The organism is Thioalkalivibrio sp. AKL7 (assembly GCF_000381705.1).
Taxonomy (GTDB): domain Bacteria; phylum Pseudomonadota; class Gammaproteobacteria; order Ectothiorhodospirales; family Ectothiorhodospiraceae; genus Thioalkalivibrio; species Thioalkalivibrio versutus.
Genome location: NZ_KB906947.1, coordinates 447,886 through 461,804, shown reverse-complemented (window position 1 = coordinate 461,804; position 13,919 = coordinate 447,886). Strand labels below are relative to the sequence as shown.

14 protein-coding genes are annotated in these 13,919 nt (G+C 64.6%); 13 read left to right on the top strand and 1 reads right to left on the bottom strand.

Annotated elements, in window-relative coordinates:
* The first annotated feature begins 65 nt into the window (after window positions 1-65).
* The 13 genes from rpsB (at window position 66) to lpxA (ending at window position 12,657) form a co-directional block, all read left to right on the top strand.
* Window positions 66-842: a 30S ribosomal protein S2 gene (rpsB, locus tag G315_RS0102040; RefSeq protein ID WP_018145572.1), complete on the top strand. Its 777-nt coding sequence runs from the start codon at window positions 66-68 to the stop codon at window positions 840-842.
* 60 nt (window positions 843-902) lie between these two features.
* A complete protein-coding gene (tsf, locus tag G315_RS0102035) occupies window positions 903-1,772 on the top strand; it encodes a translation elongation factor Ts (RefSeq protein ID WP_018145573.1) in 870 nt (289 codons plus the stop codon).
* Window positions 1,773-1,875: 103 nt separating this feature from the next.
* Complete coding sequence (gene pyrH / locus G315_RS0102030; RefSeq protein ID WP_018145574.1) at window positions 1,876-2,613, top strand: UMP kinase; 738 nt, start codon at window positions 1,876-1,878, stop codon at window positions 2,611-2,613.
* Complete coding sequence (gene frr / locus G315_RS0102025; RefSeq protein WP_018145575.1) at window positions 2,606-3,163, top strand: ribosome recycling factor; 558 nt, start codon at window positions 2,606-2,608, stop codon at window positions 3,161-3,163. Before pyrH ends, frr begins: the two co-directional genes overlap by 8 nt.
* 12 nt (window positions 3,164-3,175) lie before the next feature.
* Window positions 3,176-3,925, top strand: a complete 750-nt coding sequence (gene uppS / locus G315_RS0102020; RefSeq protein WP_019611815.1) for a polyprenyl diphosphate synthase — start codon at window positions 3,176-3,178, stop codon at window positions 3,923-3,925.
* Complete coding sequence (locus tag G315_RS0102015) at window positions 3,918-4,754, top strand: phosphatidate cytidylyltransferase (protein WP_019611814.1); 837 nt, start codon at window positions 3,918-3,920, stop codon at window positions 4,752-4,754. The genes uppS and G315_RS0102015 overlap by 8 nt, the downstream gene beginning before the upstream one ends.
* 21 nt (window positions 4,755-4,775) lie before the next feature.
* Window positions 4,776-5,978 carry a 1-deoxy-D-xylulose-5-phosphate reductoisomerase gene (gene ispC / locus G315_RS0102010; RefSeq protein WP_018145578.1) on the top strand — a complete coding sequence of 401 codons (1,203 nt, stop codon included), beginning with the start codon at window positions 4,776-4,778 and terminating at the stop codon, window positions 5,976-5,978.
* Window positions 5,975-7,336 carry an RIP metalloprotease RseP gene (gene rseP, locus G315_RS0102005; protein ID WP_019611813.1) on the top strand — a complete coding sequence of 454 codons (1,362 nt, stop codon included), beginning with the start codon at window positions 5,975-5,977 and terminating at the stop codon, window positions 7,334-7,336. The genes ispC and rseP overlap by 4 nt, the downstream gene beginning before the upstream one ends.
* Window positions 7,337-7,409: 73 nt before the next feature.
* Window positions 7,410-9,743 carry an outer membrane protein assembly factor BamA gene (bamA, locus tag G315_RS0102000; protein WP_369699422.1) on the top strand — a complete coding sequence of 778 codons (2,334 nt, stop codon included), beginning with the start codon at window positions 7,410-7,412 and terminating at the stop codon, window positions 9,741-9,743.
* 44 nt (window positions 9,744-9,787) lie between these two features.
* Window positions 9,788-10,291 carry an OmpH family outer membrane protein gene (locus tag G315_RS0101995; RefSeq protein ID WP_018145581.1) on the top strand — a complete coding sequence of 168 codons (504 nt, stop codon included), beginning with the start codon at window positions 9,788-9,790 and terminating at the stop codon, window positions 10,289-10,291.
* The gene (gene lpxD, locus G315_RS0101990) at window positions 10,269-11,282 is read left to right on the top strand and encodes a UDP-3-O-(3-hydroxymyristoyl)glucosamine N-acyltransferase (protein WP_019611812.1); all 1,014 of its coding nucleotides are present in this window, start codon (window positions 10,269-10,271) and stop codon (window positions 11,280-11,282) included. The genes G315_RS0101995 and lpxD overlap by 23 nt, the downstream gene beginning before the upstream one ends.
* A gap of 101 nt (window positions 11,283-11,383) precedes the next feature.
* On the top strand, window positions 11,384-11,878 hold the full coding sequence (fabZ, locus tag G315_RS0101985; protein WP_018145583.1) for a 3-hydroxyacyl-ACP dehydratase FabZ: 495 nt from the start codon (window positions 11,384-11,386) through the stop codon (window positions 11,876-11,878).
* The gene (gene lpxA, locus G315_RS0101980) at window positions 11,875-12,657 is read left to right on the top strand and encodes an acyl-ACP--UDP-N-acetylglucosamine O-acyltransferase (RefSeq protein WP_018145584.1); all 783 of its coding nucleotides are present in this window, start codon (window positions 11,875-11,877) and stop codon (window positions 12,655-12,657) included. Before fabZ ends, lpxA begins: the two co-directional genes overlap by 4 nt.
* A 67-nt stretch (window positions 12,658-12,724) precedes the next feature.
* Here the strand turns inward: lpxA and lpxB are convergent, their stop codons facing one another.
* Window positions 12,725-13,891: a lipid-A-disaccharide synthase gene (gene lpxB, locus G315_RS0101975; RefSeq protein ID WP_019611811.1), complete on the bottom strand. Its 1,167-nt coding sequence runs from the start codon at window positions 13,889-13,891 to the stop codon at window positions 12,725-12,727.
* Window positions 13,892-13,919 lie beyond the last annotated feature (28 nt).

Below are 13,919 nucleotides of genomic sequence, written 5' to 3'. Positions count from 1 at the left end.
AGAAGATTCGGTTCGGGTTTCAGATCGGGATGCGTGGAGGCTCAACCCGTTACAGGAGAAAACTCATGTCCCTCGTGACTATGCGACAGATGCTGGAGGCCGGTGTGCACTTCGGCCACCAGACGCGTTACTGGCATCCCAAGATGGCCCCATACATCTTCGGGGAACGCAACAAGATTCATATCATCAACCTCGAGAAGTCCCTGCCGATGTTCAACGATGCGTTGAACTTCCTCGGCAAGATCGCTGCCGACGGTGGCCAGATCATGTTCGTCGGCACCAAGCGCTCGGCGCGCGATGTGGTGGCCGAAGAGGCAAACCGTTGCGGCATGCCGCACGTGAGCCACCGCTGGCTGGGCGGCATGCTGACCAACTTCAACACCGTCAAGCAGTCGATCAAGCGCCTGAAAGACCTCGAGACGATGGACGCCGATGGCAGCTTCCAGGTCCTGAACAAGCGCGAGGCCCTGAGCCGTCGCCGCGAAAAGGACAAGCTGGATCGCAGCCTGGGCGGTATCAAGGACATGAACCGCATGCCCGATGCGATGTTCGTGATCGACGTCGGCTACGAGAAGATTGCGGTGGCCGAGGCGAAGAAGCGCGGCATTCCGGTCGTTGCCGTGGTGGATTCCAACCATTCCCCGGAAGGCGTGGATTACGTGATCCCGGGCAACGATGACGCGATGCGTGCGATTCAGCTCTATGTGGCCGCGATCGCCGATACCATCATCGAGGCCAAGGGTGCGGTGACCACGGGTGGCATGGGCGAAGCAGAAGCCGCCGAGCCGGCCGCTGCAACCACTGACGCCCCCGACACCGCGTCGCCCGCCAACCCCGCTTGATAACAGGAGCCGGTCGCCACGCTGGCGGCCGGCTCGAGCATGATTCAGGAGCAAGCAACGATGCAGATTACTGCTGCACAAGTAAAAGAACTGCGCGAGCGCACCGGCGCCGGCATGATGGAATGCAAGAAGGCCCTGACCGAAACCGGCGGCGATCTGGAAGCGGCGGTCGAGGCCATGCGCAAGTCCGGCATGGCCAAGGCCGACAAGAAGGCGGATCGTGTCGCGGCCGAAGGTCGCGTCGAGATTGCCAGCGACGGTTCGCGCGCGGTGATCGTCGAGATCAACTGCGAGACGGACTTCGTCGGCAATGACGACAACTTCCGTGCCTTCACCAGCGCCTGCGCCAATGTGGCGCTGAACACCGCCGCCGATTCGGTGGAAGGGCTGATGACCGAGACGGTCGATGGCCAGACCCTGGAAGAACAGCGTACTCAGCTGATCGCCAAGGTCGGCGAGAACGTCCAGGTCCGCCGTTTCGAACGCATGACCGCGGAAGGTGCGCTGGGTTTCTATCAGCATGGTGCCCGGATTGGCGTGCTGGTTGGCCTGAACGGTGGTGACGAGCAGCTGGCCAAGGATATCGCGATGCATATCGCGGCGAGCCATCCGGTGTGCATCGACGAGAGTCAGGTGCCGACCGAGATGCTCGACAAGGAACGTGCGATCTTCAAGGCCCAGGCCGAGGAATCGGGCAAGCCGGAGAACATCATCGAGAAGATGATCGAGGGGCGTATCCGCAAGTATCTGGGCGAGATCACCCTGGTGGGCCAGCCGTTCGTGAAGGATCCGGATCAGACGGTCGCACAGCTGCTGGAAAGCAAGGGGGCTTCGGTCTCCGGCTTCATCCGCTTCGAGGTGGGCGAGGGGATCGAGAAGAAGACCGAGAACTTTGCCGAAGAGGTAATGGCTCAGGCGCGCGGCGCCTGATCCAGCAGGACTCCGGGGCGGCCGCTTGATGCGGCCGCTTCCGGATAATAGGGCCAGAAAAAACTGGCAAGCGAGAACAACCGAGCCCGAGATAAGGAACCCCATGAGTCAGGACAGCCAGCCCGCGTTCCGGCGCATCCTTCTGAAGTTGAGTGGGGAGGCCCTGATGGGTCAGCAATCCTATGGGGTTGACCCGGATGTCCTGGCGCAGGTGGCCGAAGAGGTCTCGGAGCTCTCCCGCATGGGGGTCGAGGTCGGCATCGTGATCGGTGGCGGCAACATCTTCCGTGGTGCGGGTCTGGCACAAGGCGGCATGGACCGGGTGACCGGCGACCACATGGGCATGCTGGCAACGGTGATCAATGCGTTGGCGCTGCAGGATGCGATCGAGCGCGCCGGGCGTTTTTCGCGGGTGATGTCGGCGATCCGCATCAATCAGGTGTGCGAGGACTACATCCGCCGGCGTGCGGTACGCCACTTGGAAAAGGGGCGCATCGTGGTGTTTGCGGCCGGTACTGGCAATCCGTTCTTCACCACGGATTCCGCGGCCAGCCTGCGGGCGATCGAGATCAACGCCGACATCATGATCAAGGCGACCAAGGTCGACGGGGTCTACGATGCCGATCCGATGACCACCAAGGATGCCCGACGCTACGAGCGGCTGACGTTCGACGATGCGCTGGAACAGCGTCTGGGCGTAATGGATACCACGGCTCTGGTGATGTGCCGAGACAATGGCCTGCCGATCCGTGTAATGAATATGTTTGCCAAGGGCGACCTGCAACGGCTCGTGATGGGCGAGGCGGTCGGCACCTTGGTCGAGGGAGCCCGTAATGAGTGACGCCACCCTGAAAGATGCGCGCGAACGCATGGACAAGAGCCTGGAAGCGCTGCGCAACGAGCTATCGAAGATTCGAACCGGCCGTGCGCACCCCACGCTGCTCGAACATGTGCATGTGGAGTACTACGGCATGGATGTGCCGATCAACCAGGTCGCGAACATCAATGCCGAGGACGCACGCACGCTCTCCGTGGTCCCGTACGAGAAGGACATGGTCGGCAAGATCGAGAAGGCCATCATGACTTCGGATCTGGGACTCAATCCGGCGAGCATGGGGACGACGATCCGTGTGCCGCTGCCGGCGCTGACCGAAGAACGGCGCCGTGACCTGGTCAAGGTCGTCCGGGCTGAGGCCGAGCACGCGCGGGTGGCCGTGCGCAATATCCGGCGGGATGCCAACAACGCGTTCAAGCAGCTGGTCAAGGACAAGGAGATGTCCGAAGACGACGAGCACAAGGCGCAGGATCAGATCCAGAAGCTGACCGACGACCACATCGCCAAGGTCGACGCGATGCTTGCGGACAAGGAAGCCGAGTTGATGGAAGTCTGACCGGCGCAGGCGATGCCGGTTACTACTTCACCCAGCGAGGCGCTCCCGGCGCACGTGGCCATCGTGATGGACGGCAACGGGCGGTGGGCCGAGGCCCGAGGTCTGAGTCGTTCCGAAGGCCACCGGGCGGGGCTGGAGGCGACGCGGCATGCCGTGCGGTTTTTCGCCGAACAAGGCGTGGACACCCTGACGCTGTTCGCCTTTAGCAGCGAGAACTGGGGCCGGCCGCGCGAAGAGGTCGAGGCACTGTTCGATCTGTTTGTGTCCGCCATCGAGGCGGAACTCCCGGAACTGATCGAGCGCGGGATCGCGCTCACCTTTATTGGCGATCGCGCAAGCTTTCCGCCGGATCTGCAGACGCGGATGGCGGAAGCCGAGCAGGCCTCTGCCGCCAACGAGGGTATGCGGGTTGTCGTGGCACTGGGATACGGTGGCCGCTGGGATATCCTGCAGGCGGCCCGCCGCTGGGTGGCCGCCGGCGACGAAGGGGCGGACCCCGAGGCTTCTTTCGCCGGCTATTTGAGCACGGCCGGGATGCCGGACGTCGATCTGTTGATCCGCACTGGCGGCGAACGCCGCATCAGCAATTTCCTCCTGTGGCAGGCGGCGTATGCCGAGTTGCTCTTCATCGAGACGTTCTGGCCGGACATCACAGCCGATGATCTGCGACAGGGGCTGGCGTGGTATGCGAGTCGCCAGCGGCGTTTCGGCTGCGTGACCGGAGCCGCCGAGGCAAGTGCGCGGGAGGTACCGAGTGCTTAAACAACGGATTCTGACCGCCGCGGCACTGGGTTTGCCGGCGCTGGCCCTGGTGGCCTGGGGCCCGAACTGGGCGGTGCTGGCGCTGGTCGCGCTGGTCCTCGGGTTGGCGACCTGGGAGTGGGGTGGACTGGCCGGGCTCGAACACCCGTTGGCACGCGGCGCGCTGGTGGCGGCCGTGGTGGTTCCCGTGCTTGCGCTCGGTCTGGCGCCGGTTGCGGGGCTGCACTACCTGATCCTGGGTCTGGTGTTGCTGTGGTGGCTGGTGATCCTGTTGCTGTTGCCGTTTTATCGCGAGCGCGAGACGGCCGCACCGGCATCCAGTCGGACCCTCTTTGCGGTGGCCGCGATCATGACGTTGGTGCCGGCGGGAATGGGCCTGGTTTGGCTGCATGCCCTGGCACCGTTGCTGGTGGTCTATCTGGTGGTGCTGGTTGGCCTGGCCGACACCGGGGCGTATTTCGCCGGGAAGGCGTTCGGGCGCAACCCGCTGGCGCCGCATATCAGTCCCGGGAAGACCCGCGAGGGCTTGCTTGGCGGTCTACTGACGGTGCTGGCCTTCGCGATCGTGGTGGCGGCCGTTTGGGGCCTCGAGCCGATGGACGCGATGGTATTCCTGCTGCTGTCGGTGCTGATCGGGCTGGTCTCGGTCGTGGGGGACCTGTTCGAGAGCATCCTGAAGCGACAGGCTGGCGAGAAGGATAGTGGTTCCTTGCTGCCGGGCCACGGGGGTATTCTGGACCGGTTCGACAGCATGGTCGCGGCGGCTCCGGTTTTCCTGGCGGGGTTGCTGTGGCTGGCGCTGATTCCGGCCCCGCCGGTGGCGGCATAGCGCGAACGGACGCAGGTACCCATGAAGACGACGCAGATCACCATTCTCGGATCAACCGGCAGCATCGGGTTGAGTACGCTCGATGTCGTGGCGCGTCAGCCGGAACGCTTCCGCGTGTATGCCCTGACGGCGCATCGCAATGTGGAGCGCATGCGCGCGCAGTGCCTGGCGCACCACCCGGAAGTGGCCGTGATGGTCGATCCCGATGCCGCCGAGGCTCTGCGCACGGCTTTGGCGGCGGTCGGCTCGCGTACCGAGGTGCGGGCGGGTGCGGAGGCCCTGGCGGAGGTCGCCCGGGAGCCCCGGGTCGACGCGGTGATGGCGGCGATCGTGGGCGCAGCCGGACTGTTGCCGACGCTGGCCGCGGCCGAGGCGGGCAAACGGGTGCTGCTCGCCAACAAGGAGGCGCTGGTCATGTCCGGGGCCTTGCTGATGGATGCCGTGCGCCGCTCCGGTGCCTGTCTGCTGCCGATCGATTCCGAGCACAACGCGATCTTTCAGTGCCTTCCCAATGGCTACGTCTGTGCCGAGTCGGTGACACCGCACGGGGCACGCCGGATCTGGCTCACCGCATCGGGGGGGCCGTTTCGCGACCGTCCGCTGGACAGCTTTGCCGGGATTACGCCGGACGAAGCCTGCGCCCACCCCAACTGGGATATGGGGCGCAAGATCTCGGTGGACTCGGCGACGATGATGAACAAGGGGCTCGAGGTGATCGAGGCCTGCTGGCTGTTTGCCGTGGCGCCCTCGACGATTCAGGTGGTACTTCACCCGCAGAGCATCGTGCATTCGATGGTGGCCTACGATGACGGGTCGGTACTCGCGCAACTCGGCAATCCCGACATGCGCACACCGATCGCCCATGCGCTGGCCTGGCCCGAGCGTATGGAGTCGGGCGTTGAACCGCTGGATCTGCTCACGATGGGCAAGCTGGAGTTCTCCGAGCCGGAAGCCGCGCGTTTCCCGGCGCTCGGTCTCGCCTACGCCGCACTGGAGCGTGGAGGGACGGCCACCGCGGTTCTCAACGCGGCCAATGAAGTGGCGGTGGATGCCTTCCTGGGAGAGCGTCTGGCCTTCAGCGAGATCCCGGCGGTGATCGCCACGACCCTGGAGGCGATCGAGGCCGAGGCGGCCGATTCGCTGGAGCGCGTCCTGGGTGCGGACCGGCGGGCTCGCGAGGTCGCGAGCGAGTATGTCGCGAACGCACGACCCGTCCTGTCATGACGTTCCTGACGAGCCTGCTGGCGTTTGCGGTAGCCATTGGCGTACTGGTGACCGTGCACGAATATGGGCACTACCTCGCCGCTCGTCTGGTGGGGGTGAAGGTGCTGCGCTTCTCGGTGGGTTTCGGCCGGCCGATTTTCAAGCGCTACTTCGGGCGGGACCGGACGGAATTCGTGATTGCCGCATTGCCGCTGGGTGGCTACGTGAAGATGCTCGACGAGCGCGAGGGTCCGGTGGCGCAGGAAGAGGTCACGCGCGCCTTCAACCAGAAAGGTCTTGGGGCCCGTACGTTCGTGGTGTCGGCCGGGCCGGCGGCGAATTTCCTGCTGGCGATCCTGGTATACGCCGTGATGTTCATGGTGGGCGTGGGCGGGATCAAGCCCATTCTGGGCGAGGTGGCACCGGATACGCCGGCCGCCGAGGCGGGCCTCGAGCGGGGGCAGGAGATCCTGCGGGTGGGCGATCGTGAAGTGGCGGACTGGGAACAGGCCAACCTGCGCCTGCTGGACCATGCGGTTCGCGGCGAGGCGGTCACCCTGCTGCTGCGCGGCACGGACGGTCGAGAGATCGAGCGGGAGGTGGACCTGCGGGATCGCCAGGCGTTGCTGGCAGAGGGGCAGTTCCTCGACAAGCTGGGGTTGCAGCCCTATCGGCCGATGCTGGAACCGCGGATCGGTGCCGTCGAGGGTGGGAGCCCCGCGGCGGCGGCAGGACTGGAGGTCGGGGATCGCGTGCTGGCAGTGGACGGCGAGCCGGTCGCGGACTGGAATCGCTGGGTCGAGGTGGTGCGTGCGCATCCAGAAGCCGATCTGCGGGTCACCGTGGAGCGCGACGGGCGCACCCTGGAACTACGGATGACGCCGGAGGCGACAGATCACGACGGGGTGACCATCGGCCGTATCGGCGCGGGCGTGGATACGGATCAATCGGCGGCACGGGACATGGCCGTACTGGTGCGCCAGGGTCCGGGATCGGCATTTGTCTCAGGGGCGGAGCGGACGTGGGATGTGACCGTCCTGACACTTGGCATCCTGTGGCGAATGATCACCGGGGATGCGTCGGTTAAAAATATCAGCGGACCGGTTACCATAGCCGAGTTTGCGGGGGTCTCGGCGTTGATCGGGATTTCGGCGTTCCTGGGATTTCTCGGGCTGGTGAGCGTGTCGCTCGGGATCATCAATCTGCTGCCGATCCCGATGCTGGATGGCGGCCATTTGCTGTACTACGCCGCCGAGGCGGTGAAGGGCAGCCCGGTGTCGGAGCGCACCCAGATAATCGGTCAGCAGGTGGGTCTGCTGGCGATCGCGGGGCTGATGACACTGGCCCTGTACAATGATTTGACACGACTGTTCGGTTAGGCGAAGGCACGCTGGAGCGGCACCCCGGGTACCTCGATCAGCCCACCGAACGGCCTATTTTTTGGCGGAGAGCATGGCGCGAAACAGCTTGAGAGGAATGGCCCTGGTCGGTTTGCTGGGCCTGGCGGGGACGGCCTGGGGCCAGGCCTACGAGATCGAGGATATCGAGATCGAGGGGCTGGAACGGATCACCGCCGGTACCGCGCTCAGTTATCTGCCCGTGCAGGTTGGGGATACCTTCGACGACAATCGCAGTCCGGAGGTGATCCGCGAGCTGTTCCAGACCGGCTTCTTCGACGATGTGGAGATCGCCCGGCGCGGGGACGTCCTCGTTGTGATTGTCTCTGAACGCCCCGCGATCAACGAGATCAATTTTTCCGGTAACCGGGATATCCCCGACGAGGGCTTGCGCGAGGCGCTGGATTCGGCCGGCCTGCGTTCCGGGCGGGTATTCAACCGCACGATGCTGGACCGCATCGAGAGCGAGCTGCGCCAGCAGTATTTCGCGCGCGGGCGCTACAACGTGCAGGTCGATGTGGAGATCGTGGAACTGCCGCGTAACCGCGTGGACATCGAGATCGACATTACCGAAGGGCCGGTGGCCAAAATCCGCCAGGTCAATGTAGTGGGCAACGAGAGCTACTCGGGTCGTGAACTGACCCGGCGTTTCGAGTCCGGCGTGCCACGCTGGTGGGCCTTTTTCAGTCGGCGTGACAACTACTCGCGCGAGAAGCTGTCCGGGGATCTGGAACAGCTGCGTTCGCATTATCTGGATCAGGGTTTCCTGGAGTTCGATATCGACTCCACTCAGGTGACGCTGACGCCGGATCGGCGGGATCTGTTCATCACGATTAACGTCGACGAGGGCGATCGCTACACGGTGACGGGTGTGGATCTCGCCGGGGAGTTTGTGATCCCGCGGGAGGAGCTGGAGAGCCTGATTGACGTGGACATCGATGCGCCGTTTTCGCGCAGCCAGGTGACCGAATCCGCCGAACGGATCAGCGAGCGCCTGACTCGGGAGGGTTTCGCATTCGCCAACGTGAACCCGGTGCCCGACGTGGACGAGGACAACCGCGAAGTGGCGATCACGTTCTTCGTCGACCCGGGCCCGCGCGTCTATGTTCGGAACATCCGCATCACCGGCAATCAGAATACCGAGGAACGGGTGTATCGCCGCGAGATGCGCCAGATGGAGAGCGCCTGGTACAACGGGGCATTGGTCGAACGTTCCCGGGTGCGTGTCCAGCGGCTGCCGTTCGTCCAGAGCGTGAACGTGGAGACCGAGCGGGTCGCCGGCACCGATGACGAAGTGGACCTGAATATCACCGTGACCGAGCAGCAGTCCGGGGCCTTGTCGCTGGGCGCCGGGTTCTCGCAGAACCAGGGGCTGCTGCTGACCGCGAGCCTGACACAGGACAACTTCCTTGGGACCGGCAATCGCTTCTCCACCGAGGTGAGTACCAGCAAGGTCAACCAGCTGTTCCGGATGAGCGTCACCAATCCGCACTTCACCCCCTCCGGTGCGAGTCGCGGGTTCTCCGTGTTCTATCGCAAGATCGACGCCGAGGAGGCCAATATCTCGCGGTATTCATCCAACCGCTTTGGCTTCGACGTGACCTACGGGATTCCGCTGTCGGAGTTCGACCGGATTCAGGTGCGACCGGGTTTCGAGAACATCGAGATCGAGACGGTCGAACGCTCCGACACTCGTATCGGAACCCCGGACGAGATCATCGACGAGCTGGACGAATTTGGCGATTCCGCGAACCTCTACAAGCTCGAGACCAGCTACGTCCACGATACGCGGGACAGCACGACCTTCGCCTCGCAAGGCCGTCGTCATCGGGTCGGCCTGGAAGTCACGGTGCCGGGCAGTGACCGCGAGTTCTACAAGCTCACCTATTCGGGCCAGGAGATCTTCCGGCTGTCCGATCGGTACTCCTTCAGCCTCTCCGCCGGACTCGCGTACGCGGATGGCTACGGAGGGGATGACGTGCCGTTCTACGAACGGCTGTTTGCCGGGGGCATTCGCTCGGTCCGCGGCTACGAGGACAACCAGCTGGGCGATCTGCGACCGATCCGCGATGGTCAGGTGGCGACGCGCGATTCCAATGATGATCCTTACGGTGGGCGTTTCCGGACTACGCTGTCCGCGGAATTGTTCTTCCCGATGCCGTTTGCGGCCGACAACGATGCAGTCCGCATGAGTACCTTTGTGGACGCGGGGAATGTGTTCCATGATGTGTCGGACTTTGATACCAGCGAGTTGCGGGCATCGGCGGGTGTGGCGGTGACCTGGTTCTCGCCGGTGGGGCCGTTGAGCTTCAGCGTGGCCGAGCCGTTCAACGATCAGCCGGGTGACGAGCTGCAGCGCTTCCAGTTCCTGCTGGGGGCCAGTTTCTGAGGATGATCGATGCAAGCGCATCGGGAGGCGTCATGAGATCCGGGATGGCCTGGTTCGCGGCGGTGATTCTCGTCGTCAGCGGATGGCTGGTGGTACCCGCTGTCGCCGGGGCGCAGAACGTCGCATTCGTGACGATGAACCGGATTCTCGAGGATTCGCCGCAGGCCGAAGAGGCCATGCGCGAACTGGAGCGCGAGTTCTCGCCGCGCGATTCGGAGCTGGTGGCGGAGCGTGAGGAGCTGCAGCGGCTGCGTGACCGGCTGGAACGTGACGGGGACCTGATGAACCCATCGGAACGGGCGGACCTGGAGCGGGAATTCTCGCAACGTTCGCGGGAATTCCGGCGGGCGCAGGAGAGCTTCAGCGAAGACCTGAACGTACGCCGCAACGAGGAGCTGGCCAAACTGCAGCGACGGATCAACGATGCGATCGTTGATCTCGCCCGGGAACGCGACATTGATCTGATCCTGACCGAACGCAACGTGCTGTATGCCAGCGACCGGATCGACATCACGGACGACATCCTTGCCACAATGCAGCGAGACTGACGGCGGGTATTCGGCCCGCGAGCTGGCCGAGGCGCTGGGCGGGCAGCTCACGGGCGATGGCCAACGCCGCTTCACCGGGTTGAGCCCGCTGGCCACGGCAGGCCCCTGCGATCTGAGTTTTGTGACGGACGCCGGGCGTCATTCAGAGGCCTTGGCGGCGAGTGCCGCGGGTGTGATCCTGGTGCCGGAGGCCGCGGGCCTGCAAGCGACGTCTTCCCGAACCCTGATCCACTTGGATGATGTCTATCTGGGCTATGCCCGAGCGAGTCAGTGCCTGGGCAGGCCGCGTCGGGCACGGCCTGCGGGTGTCCATCCGGGTGCGTTTGTGGATCCCGAGTCCTCGGTTGCTCCCGACGCATTCGTGGGGCCCGGGGCGGTGATCGGGGCGGGGGCTACGGTGGGGCCCCAGAGCGTCGTGGAGGCGCATTGCGTGGTGGGCGAGGGGGTGATGGTGGGGGGCGATACCTTCCTGCACCCCCGGGTGACCCTGCTCGAAGGGGTTGAGGTGGGGGATCGCTGCATCCTGCACAGTGGTTGCGTGATCGGGGCCGATGGCTTCGGGTTCGCCCCCGCAGGCGACCAGGGGTGGGAGAAAATCGAACAGCTGGGCCATGTCGTGATCGGTTCCGATGTGGAAATCGGAGCGAACACGACCATCGATCGCGGGGCGTTGCGCGCGACGCGGATCGGGAGGGGAGTGAAGATCGACAACCTGGTTCATGTTGCCCATAACGTCGAGATTGGCGACCATACAGCCATTGCCGGCTGTGTGGGGATCGCGGGCAGTGCCCGGATCGGCGCGCATTGTGCAATCGGGGGCGGCGCCGGGATCCTGGGTCACCTGTCCATCGTGGATCACGTCACCATTCACGCGATGACCCTGGTCACGCGCTCCATTACGCGGCCGGGTCACTACGCCTCTGGAGTCCCGCATCAAGAGGCCCGGTTGTGGAATCGCATGCTGGCCCGACTGCGCCGTCTGGCGCGTTAGGCGATCGAGGGGCGATCGATCGGCCCTGGTAGTAACTGGCCTTGCCGCGCGTGGGGAGGCCGAGTCGAACGTCGTATTGCACGTCCCGCGCAGCGGTCCGGATGCGGCACAACAAGATCAAGAGAAAGGACACCGGCGTGGATGACTTTAATGTCCAGGAGATCATGCGCTACCTGCCGCATCGTTACCCGTTCCTGATGGTGGATCGGGTGCTGGAGTGGGAGGCGGGCAGCTATCTGACGGGGATCAAGAACGTCAGCATCAACGAACCGTATTTCCAGGGGCACTTCCCGATCAAGCCGGTGATGCCCGGGGTTCTGATCCTCGAGGCCCTGGCACAGGCCACCGGCCTGCTTGCGTTCAAGACCGAAGAGGCGCGTAACGAGAACCAGGACAAGCAGCAGCTGTACCTGTTTGTCGGGATCGACGAGGCGCGCTTCCGGCGCCAGGTGGTACCCGGCGATCAACTCCACCTGCGGGTGGATCTGAAGCGTACGGTGCGGGGTATCTGGCGCTTCGACGCGGTCGCGAAGGTGGGCGACGACGTGTGCGCGACGGCGCAGCTCATGTGTTCCGGTCAGGAAATCCCGGCGTGATCGATCCGCGCGCGGACGTCCACCCCAGCGCCGAGATCGACAGCTCGGTGACGATCGGGCCGTTCTCGGTCATCGGTGCCAATGTGAAGATCGGCGCGGATACCTGGGTGGGCCCGCATGTGGTGATCAACGGACCGACCGAGATCGGGCGGGAAAACCGAATCTTTCAGTTCTCCTCGATCGGGGAGGAGCCTCAGGACACCAGCTATCGGGGTGAACCCACGCGGCTGATCATCGGCGATCGCAACGTGATTCGGGAGTCGGTAACGCTGCACCGCGGAACCGAGAAGGGGCTGGGTGAGACGGTCATCGGGCACGACAACCTGATCATGGCGTATGTCCACATCGCGCACGACTGCACCATCGGGAACGGCATCATCTTCTCCAATGCCACGTCGCTTGCCGGGCACGTGGAGATCCAGGATCACGCAACGCTGGGTGGTTTCACCCTGGTGCATCAGTTCTGTCGCGTCGGCACCTACGCCTTCACCAGCATGGGTGCGGCGCTGAACCGTGACCTACCGCCGTATTGCCTGGCGAGCGGCAACTATGCGCGGCTGATCGGGATCAACAAGGTTGGACTCAAGCGCAACGGTTTCTCCAATGACGCCATTCAGGCGCTGCACCGGGTATTCATCCAGGGAATGCGTGGACGCGCCGGGCGCGAAAGTCATCTGGACGCCATGTTCGAGGAGACCGAGGTGCCGGAGGTGCGCAATCTGATCGGTTTCGTGCGCGGCAGTCGTCGCGGCATTCTGCGCGGCGGTCGTCCGCACTGACGCGGTCGCTGCGGGGCAGGGCCCTGTGTGCTGCCCAAGCGTTTGCTCCCCAAACGAACCGTCGCCCTTAGATCGGCTTCTCGCTGTCGCTTAGTTGGCCGTGGTGCAGGAGTTGGTGCGCCATTTCGGCCACGCGGCGGTCGGCTCCGCCATTGCCCAGGTGATCGCGCACTTGCGCCAGGCGATCGCGCATCGCGTCCAGGGCCGGGGGGCGGTCGAGCAGATCCGCGGCGTCGTGGGCCAGGCGCTCGGCGGTCGCCTGCTGTTGCAGGTATTCGGGCACCAGGCGCTCGCCGCCCACGATGTTGACCAGGGCGATGTTCTCAACCCGCACGAGACGCGAGAAGACCGCGTGGCTCAGGGTGCCCATGCGGTAGAACACCAGCATGGGGGCCTGGAGCAGACCGGCCTCTAGGGTTGCCGTGCCCGAGGCGATCAGCAATAGATCCGCCCCCGCCATCAGGGAGTGGGTGGCGGTGTGGCCGCCCACGAAATGGACGGGGAGATCGTCACAGGTGGCGAGGGCCCCCAAGTGTTCGGTGGTGACTCCCGGCGCCATGGAGGCCACGAACTGGATGTCCGGGTGCGACACGTGGAGGCGGCGGGCGGTGTCCACGAGCATGGGCCAGTGGCGCTTCAGTTCGCCGTTGCGGCTGCCGGGGAGAAGACCGACCAGGCGCGTATTGGCCGCGAGGCCAAGCTGTTCGCGAATCGGCTGTTTGGGCGGCTGCACCCGATCCACGAGAGGGTTTCCGACATAGCGTACTGGCACCCCGGCCTTCTCGTAGACGTCGGTTTCGAAGGGAAAAAGTACCGCCATCGCGTCCACGCTGCGCTGGATGCGCTTGATCCGGCCCGAACGCCACGCCCACAGCTGCGGGCTGACATAGAACAGCACGCGGATACCGAGGCGGCGGGCGTGGGCAGCCAGGCGCAGGTTGAACTCCACGTAGTCCACCAGGACCAGCAGGTCCGGGCGGTGGGTCTCCAAATGCTCGCACATGCGCCGGAACAGCCGGCGCAGGCGCGGGTAGTTGACCAGCACATCGACCAGGCCCACCACGGCCAGTTCGGAGACGTCGATCAGGGTGTCGACCCCGGCGGCGCGCATCTGCGTCCCGCCCATGCCCGTGTAGCGGAGACCGGGCTCCAGTGCCGAGAGTTCGTGGACCAGTCCCGCCCCGAGTGCGTCACCGGAGCTTTCGCCGGCGCAGATCACGACATGCTGCGTCATGACCGGTGGGGACCCCCTGTGGAAGCGA

Bases quoted from the DNA above. Each gene is read 5' to 3' on its own strand.
- rpsB (WP_018145572.1), top strand. From the start codon at position 66: ATGTCCCTCGTGACTATGCGACAGATGCTGGAGGCCGGTGTGCACTTC.
- tsf (WP_018145573.1), top strand. From the start codon at position 903: ATGCAGATTACTGCTGCACAAGTAAAAGAACTGCGCGAGCGCACCGGC.
- pyrH (WP_018145574.1), top strand. From the start codon at position 1,876: ATGAGTCAGGACAGCCAGCCCGCGTTCCGGCGCATCCTTCTGAAGTTG.
- frr (WP_018145575.1), top strand. From the start codon at position 2,606: ATGAGTGACGCCACCCTGAAAGATGCGCGCGAACGCATGGACAAGAGC.
- uppS (WP_019611815.1), top strand. From the start codon at position 3,176: ATGCCGGTTACTACTTCACCCAGCGAGGCGCTCCCGGCGCACGTGGCC.
- ispC (WP_018145578.1), top strand. From the start codon at position 4,776: ATGAAGACGACGCAGATCACCATTCTCGGATCAACCGGCAGCATCGGG.
- rseP (WP_019611813.1), top strand. From the start codon at position 5,975: ATGACGTTCCTGACGAGCCTGCTGGCGTTTGCGGTAGCCATTGGCGTA.
- bamA (WP_369699422.1), top strand. From the start codon at position 7,410: ATGGCGCGAAACAGCTTGAGAGGAATGGCCCTGGTCGGTTTGCTGGGC.
- G315_RS0101995 (WP_018145581.1), top strand. From the start codon at position 9,788: ATGGCCTGGTTCGCGGCGGTGATTCTCGTCGTCAGCGGATGGCTGGTG.
- fabZ (WP_018145583.1), top strand. From the start codon at position 11,384: ATGCGGCACAACAAGATCAAGAGAAAGGACACCGGCGTGGATGACTTT.
- lpxB (WP_019611811.1), bottom strand. From the start codon at position 13,891: ATGACGCAGCATGTCGTGATCTGCGCCGGCGAAAGCTCCGGTGACGCA.